Source organism: Pseudomonas frederiksbergensis (genome assembly GCF_003732705.1).
Classification (GTDB): domain Bacteria; phylum Pseudomonadota; class Gammaproteobacteria; order Pseudomonadales; family Pseudomonadaceae; genus Aquipseudomonas; species Aquipseudomonas frederiksbergensis_F.
The window spans coordinates 50,217-71,859 of record NZ_MOBR01000042.1 but is presented as its reverse complement, the minus strand read 5'-3'; the positions used below and the strand labels follow the sequence as shown (position 1 = coordinate 71,859).

The 21,643-nt window shown below is 60.1% G+C and carries 16 protein-coding genes; 8 read left to right on the top strand and 8 right to left on the bottom strand.

Annotated elements, in window-relative coordinates; translation table 11 throughout:
• The first annotated feature begins 29 nt into the window (after positions 1-29).
• The 7 genes from BK667_RS29555 (at position 30) to BK667_RS29525 (ending at position 7,308) form a co-directional block, all read left to right on the top strand.
• A complete protein-coding gene (locus BK667_RS29555; protein WP_123599695.1) occupies positions 30-791 on the top strand; it encodes a hypothetical protein in 762 nt (253 codons plus the stop codon).
• Positions 792-978: 187 nt separating this feature from the next.
• A complete protein-coding gene (gene cobG / locus BK667_RS29550; protein WP_123599694.1) occupies positions 979-2,280 on the top strand; it encodes a precorrin-3B synthase in 1,302 nt (433 codons plus the stop codon).
• Positions 2,273-2,899, top strand: coding sequence for a precorrin-8X methylmutase (locus BK667_RS29545; RefSeq protein WP_123514062.1), 627 nt, complete (start codon positions 2,273-2,275; stop codon positions 2,897-2,899). The genes cobG and BK667_RS29545 overlap by 8 nt, the downstream gene beginning before the upstream one ends.
• Positions 2,899-3,630, top strand: coding sequence for a precorrin-2 C(20)-methyltransferase (locus BK667_RS29540; RefSeq protein WP_123514064.1), 732 nt, complete (start codon positions 2,899-2,901; stop codon positions 3,628-3,630). The genes BK667_RS29545 and BK667_RS29540 overlap by 1 nt, the downstream gene beginning before the upstream one ends.
• On the top strand, positions 3,630-5,327 hold the full coding sequence (gene cobJ / locus BK667_RS29535) for a precorrin-3B C(17)-methyltransferase (RefSeq protein WP_123599750.1): 1,698 nt from the start codon (positions 3,630-3,632) through the stop codon (positions 5,325-5,327). The genes BK667_RS29540 and cobJ overlap by 1 nt, the downstream gene beginning before the upstream one ends.
• Before the next feature lie 422 nt (positions 5,328-5,749).
• A complete protein-coding gene (locus BK667_RS29530; protein ID WP_148060173.1) occupies positions 5,750-6,562 on the top strand; it encodes a hypothetical protein in 813 nt (270 codons plus the stop codon).
• A 59-nt stretch (positions 6,563-6,621) separates the two neighbouring features.
• The gene (locus tag BK667_RS29525) at positions 6,622-7,308 is read left to right on the top strand and encodes a hypothetical protein (RefSeq protein ID WP_123599692.1); all 687 of its coding nucleotides are present in this window, start codon (positions 6,622-6,624) and stop codon (positions 7,306-7,308) included.
• 69 nt (positions 7,309-7,377) lie between these two features.
• On the opposite strand, the gene tspR is transcribed toward BK667_RS29525, so the two are convergent.
• From tspR to prmA, 8 genes are all read right to left on the bottom strand, one after another.
• The gene (gene tspR, locus BK667_RS29520; RefSeq protein WP_123599691.1) at positions 7,378-7,974 is read right to left on the bottom strand and encodes a type III secretion system genes modulator TspR; all 597 of its coding nucleotides are present in this window, start codon (positions 7,972-7,974) and stop codon (positions 7,378-7,380) included.
• A gap of 64 nt (positions 7,975-8,038) precedes the next feature.
• Positions 8,039-10,816: a hybrid sensor histidine kinase/response regulator gene (locus BK667_RS29515; protein WP_123599690.1), complete on the bottom strand. Its 2,778-nt coding sequence runs from the start codon at positions 10,814-10,816 to the stop codon at positions 8,039-8,041.
• 99 nt (positions 10,817-10,915) lie between these two features.
• On the bottom strand, positions 10,916-12,211 hold the full coding sequence (gene purD, locus BK667_RS29510) for a phosphoribosylamine--glycine ligase (protein ID WP_123599689.1): 1,296 nt from the start codon (positions 12,209-12,211) through the stop codon (positions 10,916-10,918).
• A 170-nt stretch (positions 12,212-12,381) separates the two neighbouring features.
• The gene (gene purH / locus BK667_RS29505) at positions 12,382-13,989 is read right to left on the bottom strand and encodes a bifunctional phosphoribosylaminoimidazolecarboxamide formyltransferase/IMP cyclohydrolase (protein WP_123599688.1); all 1,608 of its coding nucleotides are present in this window, start codon (positions 13,987-13,989) and stop codon (positions 12,382-12,384) included.
• A gap of 81 nt (positions 13,990-14,070) precedes the next feature.
• Positions 14,071-14,391 carry a DNA-binding transcriptional regulator Fis gene (gene fis, locus BK667_RS29500; protein ID WP_007907419.1) on the bottom strand — a complete coding sequence of 107 codons (321 nt, stop codon included), beginning with the start codon at positions 14,389-14,391 and terminating at the stop codon, positions 14,071-14,073.
• Positions 14,388-15,398, bottom strand: a complete 1,011-nt coding sequence (dusB, locus tag BK667_RS29495) for a tRNA dihydrouridine synthase DusB (protein WP_123510800.1) — start codon at positions 15,396-15,398, stop codon at positions 14,388-14,390. Before dusB ends, fis begins: the two co-directional genes overlap by 4 nt.
• Positions 15,399-15,583: 185 nt before the next feature.
• Positions 15,584-16,798 (bottom strand): DUF3426 domain-containing protein, encoded by a 1,215-nt coding sequence (locus BK667_RS29490; protein ID WP_123599687.1) that lies wholly within the window; start codon positions 16,796-16,798, stop codon positions 15,584-15,586.
• 30 nt (positions 16,799-16,828) lie between these two features.
• Positions 16,829-17,707, bottom strand: coding sequence for a 50S ribosomal protein L11 methyltransferase (gene prmA, locus BK667_RS29485; protein WP_123599686.1), 879 nt, complete (start codon positions 17,705-17,707; stop codon positions 16,829-16,831).
• Positions 17,708-17,979: 272 nt separating this feature from the next.
• Here prmA and BK667_RS29480 point away from each other — a divergent pair, with 272 nt between their 5' ends.
• Positions 17,980-21,603 carry a hypothetical protein gene (locus BK667_RS29480; RefSeq protein ID WP_123599685.1) on the top strand — a complete coding sequence of 1,208 codons (3,624 nt, stop codon included), beginning with the start codon at positions 17,980-17,982 and terminating at the stop codon, positions 21,601-21,603.
• The last annotated feature ends 40 nt before the right edge of the window (positions 21,604-21,643 follow it).

Sequence of the window (21,643 nt, the reverse complement as noted above, 5' to 3'; positions counted from 1 at the left end):
CGTTAGAGCAGTCAGGAGACAGTGTGATCATGGAAGAAGTTGTATTAAGTGACGGGCCTGTGAAAGAAGTTGCACAAGATGCGCAGGGTTCGCCGAGCCGGGATGTCAATACTTTGAAGTCGTCGAGCGTCAGGGGCAGCTTGGGTTTATCAGAAGAAGCCGACGGGCAAAGTGCCTCGATGGTGCAAAGTAATGTGATGAGTTTTTTTGCGGGCTTATCGAAAGAAGATAAGCGTTTTGTAAAGGACAGTATTACGTATGCTGAGGTGGGTGCGGATGCCAGAGCTAATCGCAGGCGCTATCCAGCCGATTGGTTTGAACACTATAGCGGGATGTTATGGTCCATTGGCTGGGTTATTGAAGGTCAACCCGTAGAAAAGGTCGATAAACAGTATCGAGGCAGCCTCATGGCCGCGTGGGTAGACGTCATGAAATCGAAAATCAGCGCTGATAAGTTAAAGGCAAGCCTGGAGGCGGTATCGATGATTGAAAGCCATCAGGATACAAGTGAAGCCTTTAATGGGAGTATTCGAAAAGATGGCGATATGCGAGTGTTGCCGATTTCGATAACCAGCGATAAAAGAATTGAGCTCTGGGTCTCTGATATGCGCCTGATAGTCAGTTCGTGGAGTACCGATTATCTGTTCTGGAAGATTCAACACAACCTGTCTCAATTGGATATCAGAGCGCAGCGTTTTACGATCGGTCGTCGAGACATGGACACTAGCCGGGCGGAGTTGCGACAAATAGTGGAGGAATTGGACGCCATCGAGTTTAATTTTCAGGTTTGAAAACCGGCGCCGTGTAGCCTGTGGCCAGAGTACGTCCTCCAAAATGTCCAGTGCTGGATCCAGCCTGTGATGAGTTGGCTGCGACGGTATTCTGCCCGCCGGCTTTTCATGCTGGGGGGCAAAGCAGGCATAATGGCGCCCTTTCGCCCATCACCGCGCAGCCAGCCATCCCTTGAACGAACGCCCGATGTCTACCGCCCTACGCCCCTCGGCCTGCCCGGGGTTGCTGCGTATCGTCCAGGCGCTGGATGGCGGGATCTGCCGGATCAAGTTGAATGGCGGTTCGATCAGTGCCGATCAGGCTGACGCCGTGGCTAATGCTGCCGAGCGCTTTGCCGGCGGCGTGATCGAGGCGACCAATCGCGCCAATCTGCAGATTCGCGGGATTGGCCCTGAAGAAGCTGCGTTGATCGACAGCCTGTTGGCCGCCGGGTTGGGACCACGGACCGCAGCGGGCGACGATGTGCGCAACCTGATGCTCAGCCCGGGCGCCGGGATTGATCGGCAGATGGTGCTCGATACGCGGCCGTTGGCCGATCAGATCCTCACCAGCCTGCAAAGCCATGAGCGTTTCCACGGGTTGAGCGCCAAGTTCGCCGTGCAACTTGATGGCGGCGAAGGCTTGGCGATGCTCGAACATCACCATGACTTGTGGTTGAGCGCGGTCGAGCACAATGGCGAGTGTCTGTTGGCGTTCGGCCTGGCCGGTTGCCCGACGGACGTTGCCCTGGGCGCGGTGCAACTGGAGCACGGCCACGCACTGGTGATCGCAGTGCTCGATTTATTCCTCGAACTGGCGCGCCCCGAGCAGACCCGCATGCGTCATCTGCTGGCCGAATACCCGTTGGCCGGGTTGCTCGCGCAACTGGGCGAACGTGTGCCGATGCTCTCCATCGTCAACGCGCCGCGTACCTCGGGCGTCTTGCATATCGGCGCACATCCGCAACGTGAACCCGGTCGTGTGTATATCGGCGCAGTCCCCCCCCTTGGCCGGCTCGATCCCGCCATGCTCCGAGGCGCTGCACAACTGGCCCGGGAGCAGGGCGACGGCACGCTACGCTTCACGCCGTGGCAAAGTCTGTTGCTGCCCAATATCCATGAAGACAACGCCGCCCAAGTTATCCACAGCCTGGAAACCTTCGGCCTGCGCTGTTGCGCCGACGATGCCCTGGCCCATGTGATTGCCTGCACCGGTTCCGCCGGTTGTGGCAAAGGCCTGTCCGACACCAAAAGCGATGCCCTGCAACTGGCGGCATCGCTGCAACGTCACGGCCAAATCCTGAATGTGCACCTGTCTGGCTGCCCGCGTTCCTGCGCGGCCGCGCACATTGCGCCGGTGACCTTGCTGGCGGTTTCACCCGGTCACTACGACCTCTATTTTCGCGATGCAGCACTGCCGGGTTTCGGCGCGCTGCACGCACGCAACCTTACTATTGAAGCGGTCGCGACCTTGCTCGACGCCCGCCCACGGAGCCCCCTTGATGCTTGATTACATCCGCGACGGTCAGGAGATCTATCGCAACTCCTTCGCGATCATTCGCGCCGAGGCGAACCTTTCGCGCATCCCGGCCGACCTGGAAAAACTCGCGGTGCGGGTGATCCACGCCTGCGGCATGGTCGAGGCCATCGACGGTCTGCAATTTTCCGAAGGCGCCGGCAAGGCCGGGCGCGCTGCGCTGGCGGCTGGTGCGCCGATCCTGTGCGATGCGCGGATGGTGTCCGAAGGCGTGACCCGCACGCGCCTGCCTGCGAACAATCAGGTGATCTGTACCCTGCGCGACGACAGCGTTCCGGAGTTGGCTCGTGAGTTGGGCAACACCCGTTCCGCCGCCGCGCTGGAACTGTGGCGCCCGCATCTGGAAGGCAGCGTGGTGGTGATCGGCAACGCGCCGACTGCGCTGTTCTACTTGCTGGAAATGCTCGACGCCGGTGCCCCGAAACCGGCGCTGATCCTCGGCTTCCCGGTGGGCTTCGTCGGCGCCGCCGAATCGAAAGCAGCGCTCGCGGCAGACAGTCGTGGTGTGCCGTTCGTGATCATGCAAGGCCGGTTGGGCGGTAGCGCCATGGCCGCCGCCGCTGTCAACGCCCTCGCCACGGAGATCGAATGATGCAGCAACCTGGACGCTTGATCGGCCTGGGCGTCGGCCCCGGTGATCCGGAACTGATTACCGTCAAAGCCCTGCGCCTGCTGCGCGAATCGCCGGTGGTGGCGTACTTCGTCGCCAAGGGCAAGAAAGGCAACGCGTTCGGCATCATCGAAGCGCACCTTGTCGATGCGCAAAACCTGCTGCCGTTGGTGTACCCGGTGACCACCGAAGCGTTGCCGGCGCCGCTGTCCTACGAGCAAGTGATCAGCGATTTCTACGACACCGCTGCCGAGCAATTGGCGCAACACCTGGATGCCGGCCGCGATGTGGCGGTGATCTGCGAAGGTGATCCGTTCTTCTACGGCTCCTACATGTACCTGCACGATCGCCTGGCCGAACGCTACGTCGCCGAAGTGGTGCCGGGTGTCTGCTCGATGCTCGGCGGCGCGTCGGTGCTGGGTGCGCCGCTGGTGTATCGCAATCAGAGTTTGTCGGTGTTGTCCGGCGTGCTGCCCCATGACGAATTGAAACGACGTTTGGCCGATGCCGATGCGGCGGTGATCATGAAGCTGGGGCGCAATTTCCCCAAGGTGCGGCAGGTGCTGGAAGAGCTCGGTCTGGCCGGGCGCGCGTTGTACGTCGAGCGCGCGACCATGGCCAACCAGAAAATCGTTGCGCTGGATGAAGTCGAGCCGATGTCCTCGCCGTACTTCTCGTTGATCATCGTGCCCGGTGAACGGTGGCAAGGGTGATCGGCCGTCCAGCTCCGGCGATTGTCATCCTTGGCAATGGCAGCCTCGCCACGGCGCGACGGATTCAGCAGCGTTATCCGGACGCCGTGATCCACGGACTGGCCGGGCGGGTTGAGGGCGCCGACCGCGACTATCAAGAGTTCGGCACGACGTTGCGCGAACTCTATCAACAGGACACACCGATCATTGCCCTGTGCGCGGCCGGTATTGTCATCCGCACTCTGGCGCCGTTGCTGCTGGAAAAGGGCGCCGAGCCGCCGGTGCTGGCCGTGGCTGAAGACGGTAGCGCCGTGGTGCCGCTGCTCGGCGGTCTGGGCGGGGTGAATGTGTTGGCGCGGGAGATCGCCGCCGCGCTGGACGTCGCCGCCGCCATCACCACCAGCGGTGAATTGCGTTTTGGCACTTGCCTGCTCAACCCGCCCAGCGGTTATGCCTTGGGCGATCTGGAGTTGGGCAAGCGCTTCGTCTCGGATTTGCTCGCAGGCGAATCGGTGCGCATCGAAGGTCCGGCGCCATGGTTGGCCGAGGCGCAGTTGCCGGAAGACCGGCAGGCGCGATTGGCGATCCATGTCGGGCATGCCGAGCGTCAGCCGAGTGCCAATGAGCTGCTGATTTATCCGCGCAATGTGGTTGTGGCAGTGACGGCGGGAACGGCGGAAACCATTCGTGCGGCGTTGCGTGAAGCCAATATTGCGCTGCAATCGTTGGCCTGTTTGTTGAGCGATGAAAGCGAGATGGCCAACCCGTCATTGCGCGAAGCGGCGCTGGAGTTGGGTGTGCCGCTGCGTTTCAGCGCCCGGCCCGACACTGTGCTTGAGCTGGCGCGCAACGCCGTGCCGTCGCTGCTCACTTCAATTGAAATCAACGACTCGATGGCCATCGCCGTCGCTGCCGACCCCCTCGATCCACAGCTGATCGGCCGTCCACGCGGTCGTCTGGCGGTGATCGGCCTGGGCCCTGGCGCCGCCGAACTGATGGTGCCAGCGGTCAAAGCCGAACTGGCCCGGGCCAATGACGTACTGGGTTACGAAACCTACGTGCGCATGGCCGGGCCGTTCCGCGCCGATCAGGTGATGCACTGCACCGATAACCGCGAAGAGATGCAGCGTGCCCGCCACGCCTTCGAACTCGCGGCCCAGGGGCGTTCGGTGGTGGTGGTGTCGTCCGGCGATCCGGGCGTGTTCGCCATGGCTGCGGCGGTGCTTGAAGCCTTGCACGAATCGAGCGATGTGAACTGGCATAACGTTGAGCTGGAGATCCTTCCCGGCGTCTCCGCGTCCCTGGCCACGGCGGCCCAGGCCGGCGCACCGTTGGGCCATGACTTTTGCGTAATGTCGCTGTCGGACAACCTCAAGCCATGGTCGATCATTGAGAAACGTCTGGATCTGGCCTCCCAGGCCGACCTGGCCCTGGCGTTCTACAACCCGATTTCCCGTTCCCGCCCATGGCAACTGGGTCGCGCGCTGGAGATCGTCGCGCAGCACCGCACCGCCGAAACGCCAGTGGTGCTGGGGCGTGACATTGGCCGACCGGGGCAGACATTGCGTGTCACCACGCTAGGTCAGTTAACCCCGGACCAAGTGGACATGCGCACGATGGTGCTGATCGGTTCGTCCACCACCTGCGTGTTTCCTCGCGCCGAGGGTGGTGCGTGGGTGTATACGCCACGCTGGTATGGCGACAAGCCCGCCGGTTAAGTGAAAACGCCTCTTCGGAGGCGTTTTTTATATCCGTCGCAAAGTTATTTGTTTATCGGGACGTTGCCGTTTCGGCCTTGGTGCGTGCCTTGGTGGACATCCCGGAGCCCGCGGCGGGTGTAGTGCTAAAAGCGTTGTTGCCAGCCCTGCGAGTTGCAGCAGACCAACTGCAGGCATGACCTCTTGTACTTCGTGCGCTTCGGTCTAAGGATGGGGTGCATTGCTTTTTAATAGGGTTTCGTGGGTCTTTGATCTCTTATTAGTTTGTGCTGTGACAGTATTTTTGATCCTTGGTTAATTGCTTTTGCTCTGTCTTTGAAATGTTTTGTTCTTTTAGTTAAGTTGAAGTTGAAGCGCGGAGTGCGTTAATTTTCTCATCGAGCCGGCGTTGGCTCATAACTATTTAAAAAGGAACTTTGATTGTGAATAATGTGCGTGATGTGAAAATGACCGAAGCCGAAAGTCTGGCATTTATCGAAGACTGCATGGCAACTTGCATGCCGGTCCTCCAGGCATTGGCAACCCCTAAAGCAATGCGTGTTGCAGTGGATTTGCCCATTGATACAGAGAAGTTGAATGCGGCCATTTTGAACTCGACGCTGATTGGTTTTCCCGATGATATGAGTCGTCGTTACAGGAACATTATCAAGCGGACTCAGTTTTTTGCGGACGTTAGCGCTGAAATCAAATATCCAAAAAAAGAGCAACAGGTTGAACGCTGGGAGCACTATGTCAAAGGTATGAGGGCGATGGGGTGGTCCCGAATGCACGATGGTTATACGGGTATGGATCAAGATTACGTTGGTTATACCATGAGCAATGTTGTTCTCGATGTTGTTCATGCAGCCATCGGTGGTGTTGCTGGCTCCACCGCCACTGTTTTGAAAGCGGTCGCCAACAAGACGATCGAGGGTTTGGCGAAGAACGCGGAAGCCCTGGCGTTGTATGAGAAAAATGGCAAGAAAGCCTATGGCGCCTCGATCGGGATAATGGCCGTGGCGCAGGACAAGGGAGAGGATGTCTGGGCTGTACTGGGCTCAACTTCCTATTTCACTGACGCCGGTAACACCCAAGTTGCCATCTTCGAAAAAATGCATTTCTCAGCAAAGGTGAACCAAGGTAAAGCCACTCTTACCATTCATGAAGAGGACTACACCGCCAGGAAAGAAGCGCAAGCCCAAGCGTTCTTTGAAGCAGCGGACAGAGCCCTGGAGCTGGAATTCGGCATCAAGTAATTTTTGGAAGCCAAGCGTTAACGCGCTTGGCTTTTTTTTGCCAAGAGGAGGTGAGAATTATGGATCGTTACAGTTATGTCAGTGGGGGCAGCGTTTTAGTTTTGTCGCCAATGTTGGAACGTTCGCAGCGTGATGACTTTACGGCTTCTACGCTTTACATGCAGTTGGCGTCAACTCATAAACATCCAGAGTTTAAAGACTTTGATTCGTGGTGCGAAGTGTATTCACTGTTGCTGCGCCGGCTGCATTTTAATGTCTTGGGAACGGCGGGGGATGTTTATACATTAGGGCGAGAAGGCCACGTATCGGTTGCCAGTGTGATCGACAACGCGTTGGAGCGTTGTTTTTCGCGTGAGCAAATAGCGTTAATAAATCCGGCCCTGCAGTCTCTTTCCGCTGGTACTTCAAACGGCACAAGCCTGCAAGTTCTGACGCGGCACGCTGTGGAACCGGTTATTGGAACGAGCGAGTCAACGGATAGCCAAGGCTTGACCCGAATCCGGCTGCAAGTTGGCCTTGTCGACGAAGCCGCGACGTTAAAGATGCTCAGGATTAGTTTTGCAGTCGCCGAGCCGTTGAACTCAAACTTTATGAGTCAACAGTTTATGGCTGACCGGATCAATGGCAGCGTTCATCTGTTGTGCTTTCAGGCCCAGCTAAGTGATGAGTACGAAGATTTCTCCCGATCAACGGTGCTGTCGATACTCGGTACGCGGCGCGAAGACGAGATTGTGGAACTGCATTGATCTCTTTTACACCGCACGCGACCGGTCAAGGCGCTCAAGGAGGCGGGGTGCCAGCGTCAGACAAAACGTCTACGGCACGAGGTAACCCTTCACCCCGGTAAAAATAATCTGCGCCGCCAATGCGCACACAAACAACCCCATCAACCGGCTGACAATCTGCAAGCCCTGATCACCAAGAATCCGTTCGATGTGGTTGGATAAATAAAGCACCACCCCAACCGTGAAACTGGCCAAGGCAATGCTCAGAATCGCGGTGAGCTTGTCATCCCAATGCGGCTGGCTTACGCCCATCACCAGCAGCGCACCGATGGTGCCGGGGCCGACGGTCAGCGGGATGGTCAGCGGCACAATGGTCACGTCCTGCTGCACATTGTCGGTCTGCACCACGGCCTTACCCTGGGCCATGCCCAGTGCCGAGATGAACAGCACGCTGCCGGCGCCGATGCGAAACGCATCCACGGTGATGCCGAACACGCTGAAAATTACCCGCCCGAACAGGTACAGCAAAACACTGGAAACCAGCGTCGCGACCGCCACTTTCCAGGCCAGGCGACGTTGTTCCTTGCGTGAATAACCACGGGTCAGGCTGATAAAACAGGACAACACGAAGAACGGGCTGTAGAGCACCAGCATCTTCAGGTAAACACTGAACAACACATGGAGCATGGTGCTAGCTCACTGGCGAGGGAAGTCGAGGCGGAGTCTATCAGGCGCCATGGCGTCTGTCGGCTCAGGACGTTTGCGCGGCTGCCCTGTTCTGCTGATCACGCTGGGCAACCCAATGCTCGATCAATTCGCGCAATTGCGACAACTCGACCGGTTTGGCCATGTGCCCATCCATGCCGGCCTGCCGCGCGCGCTCTTTGTGCTCGGCGAGGATATGTGCGGTCAGCGCTACCACGGGGGTGCGAATCCGCTGATTGCCGACTTCCCACGCGCGTAATTGCTGGGTCGCGGAGAAACCGTCGAGGATCGGCATTTCGCAGTCCATCAGCACCAGGTCGTAGCGTTGGGCTTTCATCGCTTGCAAGGCTTCTTCGCCATTGCTGGCGGTGTCCGGTTGCAGGTTGAGCTTACCCAGCATGCCGCGAATCACCTTGGTCGAGATGCTGTTGTCTTCGGCCACCAGGATGCGGAAATCGCTGGGTACCTTGACCGGCACGGTAGGGCCGGCGGGCACGTGATGTGACACGGCCAGGCCTTTGTTGCGCTGGTTCAGTTCGTCCGCCAGGGTGGTCTTGAGGGTGTAGCCGGCCACTGGTTTGGCGAGGATGCGTTTGATCCCCGAGTTGCGGGCGATGATCTTGCTTGGCGCATTGCTGATGCCCGTGAGCATGATCAGCAGGATGTCATGGTTGAGGCTCGGGTCTTCCTTGATCTTGGCCGCCAGTTGCATGCCGGTCATGCCGGGCATGTTCTGGTCCAGCAGGACCACATCGAAGTAATCACGCAGATGCGCCTTGGTGCGCAGCAACGCCAGAGCTTCTTTGCCGGACGGCACGGCGCTGACATTCAGGCCCCAGGCGCTGCACTGCTGCACCAGCACCTTGCGACAGGTGTCGTTGTCGTCCACCACCAACACCCGCGCACCCTGCAACGGGCTGTCGAGGTCGGAGGTCGGGTGTTCGAGGCGATCCGGGTCCAGCGGCAGGGTCAGCCACAAGGTGCTGCCCTGGTTGGCGCCGCTCTTGATCCCGAATTCCCCTTGCATCAGACGAATCAGTTGCCGGGCGATGACCAGCCCCAGATTTCCGCCCAGGCGCGTGGCGGAGAGGAAATGCTTGCTGTGCAACTCGGCGTGCATCAGGGCATCGCGCTCTTCGGCTTCCATTGGAATGCCACTGTCTTGCACGGCAATGCGCAGGCGCGGTTTGGCGCTGCGTTCGTCGAGGGCGACGACGATCAGAATCTCGCCTTCGTCGGTTTTCTTCAGGGCGTTTTCCAGCAGGCTCAGCAGGGTCTGGCGCAGGCGGGTCGGATCACCGCTGATCACCCGCGGCACTTGCGGCTGGATAAAGCTGATCAGTTCGACGTTCTGCTGTTCGGCCTTGGCGCGGAAGATACTCAGGCAATCTTCGATCAGGGCATTGAGATCGAATTGCACGTCGTCCAGTTCGATCTGCCCGGATTCGAGCTTGGAGATGTCGAGAATCTCGTTGATCAGGGTCAGCAGCTCGTTGCCGGCGCTGTGGATGGTTTGCACGTAATCCCGTTGCTTGACCGACAACGGCGTACCCAACAGCAGTTCGGTCATGCCCAGCACGCCATTCATCGGTGTGCGGATTTCGTGGCTGATCTTGGCCAGGAATTCGGCTTTGGCGTTGATCTCGGCATTGCTGGCGGCCAGATCGCGACTGACGCTGAAACGGTCTTCGGTGATGCTGCGCTGGCGTTCGCCCAGGGCGATGCTCATCAACAGGCCGCTGATGCAGATGAAGGCCAGCAGGGTGATGATCAGGCCTTGCGGGGCGACCAGGGTTAACCCCAGCAGGGCCGGCAGGATGATCAGCGCGCCGATGTTGAACACCACCATCGCCGCCACGAACAGTCGGGCCGGGCGATAGCCTTTTTGCCAGTGATAACCGCTGACGAACAACATGCTCAAGCCCGCGAGTGCGACCAGGGCGTATGTGATGATGTTCAGCGGCAGGGTGTTGACGAACAACAGCAACAGCCCGGCGACGACGGTGAACAGAATGTCCCCCAGCAGCAGCTTGTTCAGTGGATGCGGGCCCAATGGCGCAAAGAAACGGTAGGCGAACATCAGCCCGCACGGCGCCGTCAGCAACAAGGCGAGATAGGCACCGGGGGTCTGGACGGCGTGCCAGTTCGGCAGCCACGGGCCGGCCAGGTTCAGCAACAGGATCAGGCTGAGCATCAGCAGGAATTCACACGCGGCAAGCCACAGGCTGCTGCGTGAGCGGGTGTAGGCGTAACGCACGATGTTGTGCAGGATCAGCATGGCGATGCAGCCGAACAGCAGGCCATAGATCAGCGTGAGGTTCTGATTGGCCGCCGTCATCACCGCTGATTGCAGGGTGATATAAGGCCGCAACTGGTGTTGGGAGACCAGTCGCACGTAGACGTCGAGGGTTTTGTCACTTTGGGGCAGCGGCAACATGAAGTCACTGCTGGGCAATGGCCGATCAGCCTGAGGCTGTTGAGTGCCGGTGTTCTGTTGCTCGACCAGCGTGTCGCCGTCCAGCACGTATAAATTGAGATGCGACAGGTCAGGTGCGAACACGCGCAGCAATTGCTCGTGTTTGCCGGGTGCGAGCTTGAAACGCAGCCATAACGCACCGTCGGGCTCGGCCGCGGTGAGGCGGTCGAGTTCGATGGGGCTGAATTGATTGGTGAAGCGCGCGGAACGGATGTCACTCAACGCCAGGTCGCCCTGTTCGTCGAGCAATACCGACCAGCCACTGCCTTGCGCGGCCTGGGCCGGAAGCATGCAGAGCAAGGTCAACAGAGTGACGGTAAGTCCTATGGCAATCCTGAGCCAGCGCACGGCGAAATCCCTTCGTAGGTTGATGCCAGAATATAACTATGCGCGGCGCTGGAATAGTCCGGCAAGGGCATCACGCCCTTGCCTGGCCGAATGGATGGCCTATTCCTGATTTTCGCCACGCTCGCGGGCAATGGCGCGGTAGCCAATGTCCTTGCGATAGAAACAACCTTCCCAGTCGATTTTAGCCGCCAGTTTGTAAGCCTGCTGTTGGGCCGCATCAACGCTGGCCCCCATGGCCGTGGCGCACAGCACCCGACCACCGGCCGTCACCACCTGACCGTCCTTGAGCGCCGTGCCGGCGTGGAAGACTTTGCCTTCCAGGCCCGCCGCTGCGTCCAGGCCGTTGATCGCCACGCCTTTAGCGTAGTCGCCAGGATAGCCGCCCGCCGCCAACACGATGCCGACGCTCGGGCGTGGATCCCACTGTGCTTCGACCTTGTCCAGGGCTTGTGCCAGCGCGGCTTCGACCAGCAACACCAGGCTCGACTGCAAACGCAACATCACCGGTTGGGTTTCCGGGTCGCCGAACCGGCAGTTGAACTCGATAACTTTTGGGTTGCCCGCTTTGTCGATCATCAGGCCGGCGTAGAGGAAACCGGTGTAGACGTTGCCTTCATCGGCCATGCCGCGCACGGTTGGCCAAATCACCAGGTCCATGACGCGCTTGTGTACTTCAGCGGTCACGACCGGGGCAGGGGAGTAGGCACCCATGCCGCCGGTGTTCGGGCCGGTGTCGCCGTCGCCCACGCGTTTGTGGTCCTGGCTGGTGGCCATCGGCAGTACGTTCTTGCCGTCGACCATGACAATGAAGCTGGCTTCCTCGCCGTCGAGGAACTCTTCGATCACCACACGGGAACCGGCGTCGCCAAAAGCGTTGCCGGCGAGCATGTCGCGCACGGCGTCTTCGGCTTCGGCCAGGGTCATGGCCACGATCACGCCTTTACCGGCGGCCAGGCCATCGGCCTTGATCACGATCGGTGCGCCTTTTTCACGCAGATAAGCCAGGGCTGGCTCGATCTCGGTGAAGTTCTGGTAGTCGGCAGTCGGGATCTTGTGGCGAGCCAGGAAATCCTTGGTGAACGCTTTCGAACCTTCCAGCTGGGCAGCGCCAGCGGTCGGACCGAAGCAATCCAGGCCACGGGCGCGGAACAGGTCGACAACGCCGGCAACCAGCGGGACTTCCGGGCCGACGATGGTCAGGGAAACGTTCTTCTCGGCAAAATCGGCCAGTTGCTCAAGGGCCAGCACGTCGATGGCGACGTTTTCGCACTTGGCTTCGATGGCGGTGCCGGCGTTGCCCGGGGCCACGAAAACCTTCTGCACGCGCGGATCCTGAGCCACTTTCCAGGCCAGGGCGTGTTCACGGCCACCGCTGCCAATGATCAAAATGTTCAAAAAGAAGACTCCTTCGGAGAAGCTGCAAGCTGCAAGCGGCAAGTTGAGAGCAATCTGTATCGCTCTGAAGTGCGGCGTGCAGCTCTGAATTAGTAAGGCTGCAAGTGGCAGTAAGAGCTACGCAGGTCGGCTTTTACTTGTCGCTTGCAGCTTGGGACTTGTCGCTGCACTCAGTGCCTGAAATGGCGCATGCCGGTGAAGACCATGGCGATGCCGGCTTCATCAGCCGCGGCAATCACTTCCGCATCACGCATCGAGCCGCCCGGCTGGATCACTGCGGTGATACCCACCTTGGCTGCATTGTCCAGGCCGTCGCGGAACGGGAAGAACGCGTCGGAGGCCATCACCGAGCCTGCCACCTGCAAACCGGCGTGTTCAGCCTTGATCGCAGCGATGCGGGCGGAGTTCACGCGGCTCATCTGGCCGGCGCCGACACCGATGGTCTGGCGGTTCTTGGCGTAGACGATGGCGTTGGATTTAACGTACTTGGCGACTTTCCAGGCGAAGATCAGGTCGTTGATTTCCTGTTCGGTCGGGGCACGCTTGGTCACGACTTTCAGGTCATCGGCGCTGATCATGCCGATGTCGCGGCTCTGCACCAGCAAACCGCCGTTGACGCGTTTGTAGTCCCAGGCAGCAGCGCGGTCAGACGACCACTCACCGCAGGTCAGCAGGCGCACATTGGCTTTGGCGGCCACGATGGCGCGGGCTTCTTCGCTGACGCTTGGGGCAATGATCACTTCGACGAACTGACGCTCGACGATAGCCTTGGCGGTTGCAGCATCCAGTTCGCGGTTGAAGGCGATGATGCCGCCGAACGCGGATTCGGTGTCGGTGGCGTAAGCCAGTTCGTAAGCCTGACGGATGCCGCCTTCGGCGTCCGGGCTGACCGCAACGCCGCACGGGTTGGCGTGCTTGACGATCACACAGGCCGGTTTGACGAAGCTCTTCACGCATTCCAGCGCGGCGTCGGTGTCGGCCACGTTGTTGTACGACAGTTCTTTGCCTTGCAGTTGGGTCGCGGTGGCGATGCCGACTTCGGCAGGCTTGGCTTCCACGTAGAACGCCGCGCTCTGGTGCGGGTTCTCGCCGTAGCGCATTTCCTGGGCCTTGACGAACTGGCTGTTGAAGGTGCGCGGGAACTCGCTGCGACCTTCGGTGCTGAGGGTGTCAGCGGCCTGGTTCACGGTGCCCATGTAGTTGGCGATCATGCCGTCGTAGGCGGCGGTGTGTTCGAAGGCCTTGAGCATCAGGTCAAAGCGCTGAGCGTAGGTCAGGCCGCCGGCCTTGAGGCTTTCCAGGACGTTGGCGTAGTCGCTGGCATTCACCACGATGGCCACGTCTTTATGGTTTTTGGCTGCCGAGCGGACCATGGTCGGGCCGCCGATATCGATGTTCTCGATGGCGGTCGGCAGGTCGCAGCCTGGCTTGTTGATGGTGGCTTCGAACGGGTACAGGTTGACCGCTACCAGATCGATCGGCTTGATGCCGTGCTCGTTCATGATCGCGTCGTCGATACCGCGACGACCGAGGATCCCGCCGTGGATTTTCGGGTGCAGGGTCTTGACCCGACCGTCCATCATTTCTGCGAAACCGGTGTAATCCGCGACTTCCACTGCAGCAACACCGTTGTCGCGCAGCAGCTTGAACGTCCCGCCGGTGGAGAGGATCTCGACGCCCAGAGCTTCAAGCTCCTTGGCGAATTCGAGGATCCCGGTCTTGTCGGAAACGCTGATCAAGGCGCGGCGGATCGGCAGGCGGGTAGTCTGGTCGGTCATTTCAATTTCCATCAAAAGCAAAGGAGTCAGCAAAAAAGGCGACCGGTTTTACGCGGGCGCCTTTCTGGTTTGATTGAATGCTTACAGCAAATCGTACTGCTTGAGTTTCTTGCGCAGCGTGCCTCGGTTCAGCCCGAGCAGCTCGCTGGCCTTGGTCTGGTTGCCCTTGACGTAGTTCATCACGCATTCGAGCAGGGGAGCCTCGACTTCGGAGAGCACCAGGTTGTACACATCCGTGACGGCAGCGCCTTCAAGGTGGGCGAAATAATTGTGCAGCGCCTTCTCGACACTCCCGCGAAGGGTCTGACCTTCTTCGCTCGGCGTATTGAGGTGCTGTTTCAAATTCACGTTGTCGCTCACGGGTGTTGTTCCACTCACTAAAGTCTCGGTCATCATCGTCATGCGGCCACCCCTTCTCCGTCCCCTGTCAGGCTCTTGTAACGCTCGGCGAAGAACTCCCGAACGTTGGCGCATTGTGTTTCCGTACCATCCAAACGATTGAAGTGGGCGCGGAACTCCCTGGCGCCCGGCAGGGTTGCGAGATACCAGCCCACATGCTTGCGAGCGATGCGTACGCCCATCACGTCTCCATAGAAGGCGTGCAGCGCGGCCAGATGCTCAAGCAGAATACGTTCCACCTCGATCAACTCCGGTGCCGGCAGTTTTTCGCCGGTACGCAGAAAATGGTCGATCTCACGAAAAATCCATGGCCGCCCCTGGGCGGCCCGGCCTACCAACAGGCCATCGGCACCGGTCGCGTCGAGCACGTACCGGGCCTTCTCGGGTGAATCAATGTCGCCATTGGCGAAGACCGGAATCGACACGGCCTGCTTGATCGCGGCAATCGTGTCGTATTCGGCTTCACCGGTGTACAGGTCGGCACGGGTGCGGCCGTGGACCGCCAACGCCGTAATGCCTGCCTGCTCGGCGATCTTGGCCACGGTCAAACCGTTCTTGTTGTCCCGGTCCCAACCCGTGCGGATCTTCAGGGTGACCGGCACATCAACCGCGGCCACGACGGCCTGCAGGATCTCGGTCACCAATGCTTCATCTTTCAACAGTGCGGAACCGGCGGCCTTGTTGCAGACCTTCTTGGCCGGACAGCCCATGTTGATATCAATAATCTGTGCGCCCAGTTCCACGTTGGCCCGGGCCGCATCCGCCAGCATCTGTGCATCACCCCCGGCGATCTGTACCGAGCGTGGCTCGGGATCACCTTCGTGGATCATGCGCATCCGCGATTTGCGGGTGTTCCACAAGCTCATGTCGCTGGTGACCATTTCCGACACTACAAGCCCTGCGCCCAGTCGCTTGCACAGCTGACGAAAGGGCTGGTCGGTGACGCCCGCCATGGGGGCGAGGATCAAACCGTTGTGCAATGTATATGGACCGATGCGTACCGCCGACATAGGACTTCCCTGTTGTGGGGCCGGATCATTAGAGTTCGAAAAAGGGTTGGCATGATACCCGCTCTCGATGACTGGATAAAGGCTGAATTGAACAAAATCTGAACAGTTATTCTGTTATCGCCAGTGGTTTGGTTCGCACGGGTGTAGTCAGAAAACCGCCGTCAATCCCGGAACACTGAAGCGTTTCACTCGGGAGAATGGAAGCTCAGGCTGTAGTTCACCGCTTTGGGGCCTGGATCAAGGATGTCCAGCGCGATGTGGATCGGCGTTTGGGGTGGCATCTCGGCCATCCCTTCGAGGTCGCCGTTAAGGTACTCGCCGGGTTTGAAGCGACGACTGGCGATCAAATGGCCGTTGAGATCGGCAAAGCGCAGTTCCAGCAACGGGAAAGGCTGGGAGAAGGCCGCGCGGTTATAGATGATGGCATCCACCACCAGCGCGCCACTGAAGTCCGGGTGGCTGCGAACCACCAGGTTGCTGCTTTTGACCTTGGCAATGTCGACCTTGGACGGCACCGTGCAGCCGATTTGCGGGCACAGTTGCTGAAACCACGGACGGTATTGGTCCTGTCGGGCCAGTTCATCGAAATGATAGGCCACGTACTGGCCGACGAGGCCGGCGACCCCCAGCAGGATCAGCACCATCCAGAAAAACCGTCGACCCCACGGCGAACGGCGCTTCTGCCAATCGAGTTGCAACGGGTCGTCGGTCAGGTCGTGCAAGGCTTCGTCGCGTTCGGTCGCTTCGCTGCGTTCGTGTCGCTTGCGCAAGGGGGCGATCGGGGGCAGGTCGTCGTCAGTTGTATCGGTTGCCGACAGACGATCATGGCGCAGGGGCATGTCGAGTGGATCATTCAGGCGCAGTTGCGGCACCTGGGGCTCGTCGTCCAGATCAACCGGTTCCAGCGAGAACGAAGGTTCTGTGCGCGCGTGCTTGCCAGGATCTGCCTGCGGTTCCCGTTGGTCGGCTTCGACGGCCTGGGCGCGATCAGCTGCCGATTCGCTGAAGAGGCTGTCAGACCAGGGTTCATCGTCGTGCTCGACAGAGTCGCGGCGAGCACTGAGGCCGTTTTCGCGGTGCCGGCCAAACTCCGTGGTCGGCTGGATTTCCCGCTGTTCGAGCCGGGCCAGTTCCTGGTCCAGGTCGAGGCTGTCCAGATCCATCTCGGTGGCAGACCACTGCTTTTGGCTGATAGCCCGCACCGGTGGCTCGACAATGGCCGGGGCAACCGGTTTGACGGCTTCTTTGCCGGCCCGTTGCTCAAGCAGTTGCTTGGCGGCGTTGAACACCTGCAAGCAGGAGCCACAGCGAACCACTCCACGGGCCACGCTCAATTGAGCATGGCTGACGCGGAAGCTGGTTTGGCAATGCGGGCACTGGGTGACGAAGCTGTCGGTCATGCGGCGATCCGGATTATGCAGGCGCTCATTCTAGCGCCGACGGCCAGTGATGCGCACCCAGCCATCGCGATTGGCAATCGGGTCCAGATCGAAGTCCTGGGCATAGGCCTTGGCGACTTCTTCACCTTGCTCGGCCAGGATGCCCGACAGCGCCAGGCGACCACCGGATTTGACCAGGCTGGACAATTGCGGCGCCAGGGACACCAGCGGCCCGGCGAGGATGTTGGCGACCAGCACGTCGGCCTGCACCTGCGGCAGATCTTGCGGCAGGTACAGCGGGAACAGTGCTTCAGCAATGTTGTTGCGCCCGGCGTTGTCGCGGGAGGCTTCCAGGGCTTGCACGTCGATGTCGGTGCCGACGGCTTCCTTGGCGCCCAACAACAGGGCGGCGATGGCTAGGATCCCCGAGCCGCAGCCAAAGTCCAGCACGTTGCAGTCCTTCAGGTCCTGGCCGTCGAGCCATTCCAGGCACAGCGCGGTGGTCGGGTGGGTGCCGGTGCCGAACGCCAGGCCCGGGTCCAGCAGCAAATTCACGGCGTCTGGCTCTGGAGCAGCGTGCCAGCTCGGGACGATCCACAGGCGCTCACCGAAACGCATCGGCTGGAAGCCATCCATCCAGCTGCGTTCCCAGTCCTGGTCTTCGATGATTTCGCTGTGATGCTCAGGCAACGGGCCGCCGGTCAGCAATTCCATGTGGGCCAGGACGCTGGCGGCTTTGGTGCCGTCCTCGAACAGGGCCAGCAGATGGGTGTGGGACCACAGCGGCGTGGTGTTGAGTTCCGGTTCGAAGATCGGCTGGTCTTCGGCGTCCATGAAGGTCACCGACACGGCGCCCACTTCAAGGAAAGCGTCTTCGTAGGTTTCGGCTTGTTCTGGGCTGATGGCGAGACGGACTTGCAGCCAAGGCATGGCGGGCACCTTTGAAAAATATTGATTGCAGCCTAGCGGGCTGCGAGAAGCGCGCAAGTTTACGCGAGCGCGGGGCAGAAGACGACCGGATTGCTGTGATCAAAGGCCCAAGGCCTTGTTCCCACAGGCTGAGGTCCAGCGCCCTACTTGTTTCAGGGAATTACCTCGCCGCTCTGGCGGAAAGGGCCTCTATGTAACATTTTCCCGCAAATGGACTATTGGGCTCAGGGGTTCCCCACTTTCTGGGGCTGCCAAGCAGCAGTAGGTTATTCATGGAAGAACATCTATTTATCCGGGGCCAGGTGGCTGGCAAAGACCTTGATTCGATTCGGCTGGCGGACATTCAAGTCAAGGGCGACGCGGGGGATCGGGCGCTCATCGACGCGCTGATCGACAGCCTGTCCGGTGCCATTCGCAGGGACACCCTGCGCTATGAAATGCCCGACACCTTTGCGCTTCCGGCGCACTGCATGTTGTGGCAATGGCTGGATGTTTACCTCAAGGCCATCCAGCACACGGAATTCGTGACCTGGGCAGCGCAGCATCATCTGGACCTCAAGAGCCTGCGGGTACAGGGCGGCACCTTGTATGTGAACGCCGTTGAAGCGGGTGTCACGACCCCGCGCGTCATGGCGTTGGACGATGATTCCGGCTGGTGGCAGGTGGCCGGGCCCATCAACGCCGTTGCGCAAATCATCGACCCCGCCGGCATCGATCCGTTTGGTCTTCGGGATCCGTCCACAGCCTCCAGCCAGGCGTTTTCCCTGGGCGCGACCCTGGCGTTCCACGGTTATCCTCTGCCGGCCAATCGCCCCCAGGCCCATGTGCTGGTGGATGAGTTGCGGCGGCTGTCGGGATTTCCCGTGATCGACAGCAGTGGCCATATTTCCACCTCCGTTTCGGTGGAGCAGGCGGAACAGGTCAGGGACTGCGCGAAACTGGCCAGCGAGTTGGAAAGGGCGCTGCAGGATCAGTCCGAGAGCACCGAGGAGTACGACTTTCTCGAAACCTATCGACGGCGCATCAAGCTGGACTCCGGTTCGATGCTCGCGCAAACGATGAATTCGGCGCTGCGTTTGCTGCAAGGCCTGAGTATCAAATTGAATGTCGGCAGAATGACCTCGCCCACCGGGTACTATTTTTCCCGGGTCGGCCGGACCCTGATGGAGATTGACCGTTTTTCCGTTCCGCAAGCCGTGGCTGCCGAGAGGCTCGCGGCGCCCGACGTGGCCCGCGATTTACTTGAGCTGGCAGCGCAGGCGGAAAAACTCGGTTCGGACGTTCACTCTGATGGCTGTTTCAGCCTGGCCAATGTACTGAAGGCCTATGAGCGAGAAACACCGGCGAATGCGACCGAGGTCCGTGTGCTGGCCGCCACCCTCAGGCAGGCACCGGATTCGTTGACACCCTACGTCCATGCGTCGGCCCATTCCGCTGCGGCACTGCTCAGGCATCGACGTTACATCGGCTTGCTCAATAACCGCTATTTGATGGGCTACAAGCTGCAAGTCTTGAGCGGCGCCCAAGCGGATGCCGCGGCGGTTTCCACGGCAGGGCTCAATGCCTACATCGACCCTGATTCTCCGCTGTCGGAGCTGACCGAAGTCGGCAAGACCGAGTTGTTGGCGGTCATGGAACTCGATGAGTTCAAACAGCTGATGACAACCCGACAGATCGATCCCGCCGGTCATGTGCTGGTGACCGGTGCCGGCTATGTCGGTGCCCGCAAGCTGGACGGGACCTGGATAGACCTGGACAACGCTGTGAAGGCAAACGCGGTGCTTGCAGGCAAGTTCCAGTCCCTCGCCTTGATTGCTACGCGATTGGGCGGCGCCCTTCGCTCCAACGGCGATGTCACCCTGGAGCAGATGCTGAAGTTTTACAGCCTCGCGCCGCCCGTCACGGCTGAAGATGCCCGGATCATGGCCCAGCGTCTGCGCGCCGTACCGTTGCGGCCACAATCGGCGCAGGAGTACTGGAATGCCCTGGGCGGGACGTTCGCCTCGGTATCGTCGCCGTTGTTATCGCGCCGCTTGCAGATCATCGAAGAGCCTGAGCATTTCATGCCCCGGATCGGTACGTCGCTGTATTACTGGGCGGCGCTGAAGAGGGCCGAGGTCACGGTGGTGCTTTCGGCGGCGCAACGTCAGCAGGTGCGCGATGCCGCTGTGCAGTTCATGGCCGGGATCAATGGCTCGTTATTCGACTACCTGGCACAGAAGCCAGTCAGTGGTAAGTCCCGCGAGAGCGTGCGGGCCGGAGCCGATCTCTTGATCTCGCAGATGCTCGCTTGCCCACGGGCGCAGCGACTGGCTGACAGGCTGACCCTCGCCGTGACCTGGCAGGGGGACCAGGCCCGGAATGCAATCACCCGAGCCGGCCGTCACTCGCTGGTGCTGGCGGCGGCGATCCTCAGCCTTGATCCGCAGGCGGGGCAGAACAGGAACACAATCGCCGGGATCAACCTGGCCGACGAGCAATTCTGGGCAGACAGCTACGGCAATCTGCTGACGATCATCGAGACCAGGCTGGTGGCTAATCACCGGTTGAGCACCGAAACCGCACCGCTGGCGGCGCATCTACTACTCAGTGGCGTGGCCCCGGAGTTCCTGGTGCGCGATATCCCCGAGCAGATCGCCTACATGACCAGCCAGGTCTGGGTGCACTTCAAGCACTGTGTCGCCTATCTGGAAGGGAAATACCCGGGCTCGTCCCGCCGATTGTCGTTCGAAAACATCATGAGCGGCGAGCGGCTGAGAGCGATCAAACCAGGGTACTGGAGCTTGAGAGAGTTTTCCGGCCCGGTGATTGATTGGGCGAGGGCCAACGGTGTGCTGCCCAGCAACGGCGAGGTGTTTACGCCGGCGGAGTTCTCCACGGCGAAAGCCGCCCTGTTGACGCAGTTCGATGGGCTTCAATCGTCGATTGAAGCGCTTCATCGGGTTGACGCCACGCGCCGGGAATCGGCCCTGGCGGATCTGCTCCGGGTGTTCCCGGGGAATGAGCGGCTGGAAATGAAGGTCCTGGCGCGACAGTCGGATACTTCGAACGGCGAGCGAGGGGGCGGGACGGAGCCAGAACAAAACGTCCAGCTGGCTTCTTGCGTCGACTTGCACCTGGCCGGGCAATTGGTCTCTGATTCGAACCGCTGGCACTCCACGCTCGAGGCCCTCGATTTCTCGGTCATGGCCCAGCGTTTCCATTTGCTGGGTGACGTCAACCGGAGTTATGGCCAGGGTTTCATCGCTCGAGACAGCGAGTTGTGGACGACCTACGTGCGGGCGCTCCAATACAGCCTGTCGTTGATGTCCCTGAGTCATCGCAAACGCCTGGAATATGGAACGTTGACGCTGTTTTTGGTCGGACAGTCGGTCGCAGGGACCGTCGCGAAAGGGCGTTTCGGCATCCTGGTGCTGTGCCAGCACCCGGCCTATGCCGATTGCGCCTACGAGTTTTTCCCACGGCAAATAACTGTCGTCGAGCGCACGGACTTGAATGCCCGGCTGCTACCGGTGAACAGCGAAACGGTGACCGGAGGCATGGCTACGCAAAGTCTGCCAACACTATTGCCGCTCGACTGGGTCGCTTATGACCAGGGGGAAATGCCCACGCCTGGCGCGAGCTCAACAGTCATCCTGGAAAAATTTGGCCAGATCAACCCTGCACTCGACCAGGCAGCGACGGATGCCAATCTCCTGAGCGTGCCGCAGACCATGACCTCATTCCGGATCCGCAGACTCGCCATGGAGGTCCTCAGCAACACGCTGTTTGCTGCGAGCCTTGGGCTGCGTGCATCGGCAGGTAACGCGATAAGTCTGGAGGATGCGATCGAGGGGCGAGACCCCTGGGCCGACTACCTCAAGGGTATGGCTGTGCATGAGGCTATGGCGGTGTAACCCGCAGGAATAACGCCCGGAGCAGAAACAACAAAGCCGC

Coding starts and splice junctions, on each gene's coding strand:
- BK667_RS29555 (WP_123599695.1), top strand. CDS start 30: ATGGAAGAAGTTGTATTAAGTGACGGGCCTGTGAAAGAAGTTGCACAA.
- cobG (WP_123599694.1), top strand. CDS start 979: ATGTCTACCGCCCTACGCCCCTCGGCCTGCCCGGGGTTGCTGCGTATC.
- BK667_RS29545 (WP_123514062.1), top strand. CDS start 2,273: ATGCTTGATTACATCCGCGACGGTCAGGAGATCTATCGCAACTCCTTC.
- BK667_RS29540 (WP_123514064.1), top strand. CDS start 2,899: ATGCAGCAACCTGGACGCTTGATCGGCCTGGGCGTCGGCCCCGGTGAT.
- BK667_RS29525 (WP_123599692.1), top strand. CDS start 6,622: ATGGATCGTTACAGTTATGTCAGTGGGGGCAGCGTTTTAGTTTTGTCG.
- tspR (WP_123599691.1), bottom strand. CDS start 7,974: ATGCTCCATGTGTTGTTCAGTGTTTACCTGAAGATGCTGGTGCTCTAC.
- purH (WP_123599688.1), bottom strand. CDS start 13,989: ATGACCGACCAGACTACCCGCCTGCCGATCCGCCGCGCCTTGATCAGC.
- fis (WP_007907419.1), bottom strand. CDS start 14,391: ATGACGATGATGACCGAGACTTTAGTGAGTGGAACAACACCCGTGAGC.
- dusB (WP_123510800.1), bottom strand. CDS start 15,398: ATGTCGGCGGTACGCATCGGTCCATATACATTGCACAACGGTTTGATC.
- BK667_RS29490 (WP_123599687.1), bottom strand. CDS start 16,798: ATGACCGACAGCTTCGTCACCCAGTGCCCGCATTGCCAAACCAGCTTC.
- prmA (WP_123599686.1), bottom strand. CDS start 17,707: ATGCCTTGGCTGCAAGTCCGTCTCGCCATCAGCCCAGAACAAGCCGAA.
- BK667_RS29480 (WP_123599685.1), top strand. CDS start 17,980: ATGGAAGAACATCTATTTATCCGGGGCCAGGTGGCTGGCAAAGACCTT.